Origin of the sequence: Pseudomonas sp. NCCP-436, assembly GCF_019656335.1 — a bacterium.
In the GTDB taxonomy this organism is placed as follows: Bacteria; Pseudomonadota; Gammaproteobacteria; order Pseudomonadales; family Pseudomonadaceae; genus Aquipseudomonas.
Genome location: NZ_BPLZ01000041.1, coordinates 1 through 1,062 on the forward strand (window position 1 = coordinate 1; position 1,062 = coordinate 1,062).

Annotated in this window: 1 protein-coding gene; it reads right to left on the minus strand. The window is 65.2% G+C overall.

The genetic code is table 11. The annotated features are described in order from the left end of the window. Positions 1-174: 174 nt before the first annotated feature. Positions 175-1,062: AMP-binding protein (locus tag NCCP436_RS17555; RefSeq protein WP_220805242.1), on the minus strand; the 888-nt coding region annotated here is incomplete at its 5' end.

Below are 1,062 nucleotides of genomic sequence, written 5' to 3' on the forward strand. Positions count from 1 at the left end.
GTCCGGCTGCCGAACTGGAGGAGCTGCACTGGCTGGCGCCGGGCGAAACATTGCCTGAAACCCTCGCCCCACTGGTACGCGAACAGGTGTTGCCACTGATCTGGCCCTGAGCCCGGAATGAAAAAAACCCCGCCGGACCGGAGCCGGGCGGGGCTTTGCAGCAGTGGCTGCGGATCAGGCGCAGGCGGCCTGCATCTGCTTGTGGGTGTCGATCAGGTGTTGCACCACGCCCGGATCAGCCAGGGTGGAGATATCGCCCAGGCTGTCGTACTCGGCCGTGGCGATCTTACGCAGGATACGCCGCATGATCTTGCCCGAACGGGTCTTCGGCAGGCCCGGCGCCCACTGGATCACGTCCGGCGTGGCAATCGGACCGATTTCCTTGCGCACCCAGTTCTTCAGTTCCTGGCGCAGCTGCTCGGAGGCTTCCTCACCGGCGTTCAGGGTGACGTAAACGTAGATGCCCTGACCCTTGATGTCGTGCGGCACACCGACAACGGCCGCCTCGGCCACTTTCGGGTGCGCGACCATGGCGCTCTCCACTTCGGCGGTACCCATGCGGTGACCGGAAACGTTGATTACGTCATCCACACGGCCGGTGATCCACCAGTAGCCGTCTTCATCGCGACGGGCGCCGTCACCGGTGAAGTACATGCCCTTGAAGGTGTTGAAGTAGGTTTCCACGAAACGATCATGGTCGCCGTACAGGGTGCGCGCCTGGCCCGGCCAGGAGTCGAGGATCACCAGGTTGCCTTCGCCCGGACCGTCGATGATATTGCCCAGGTTGTCCACCAGCGCCGGCACCACACCGAAGAACGGCCGTGCCGCCGAACCCGGCTTGAGCGCATGGGCCCCCGGCAGCGGGGTCATCAGACAGGCGCCGGTTTCGGTCTGCCACCAGGTATCGACGATAGGGCAACGCTCCTGGCCGACGTTCTCGTAGTACCACTGCCAGGCTTCCGGGTTGATCGGCTCACCCACCGAGCCCAGCAGGCGCAGGCTGGAGCCGTCGGCGCCTTCGACCGCGGCCTTGCCTTCGGCCATCATGGCGCGGATGGCGGT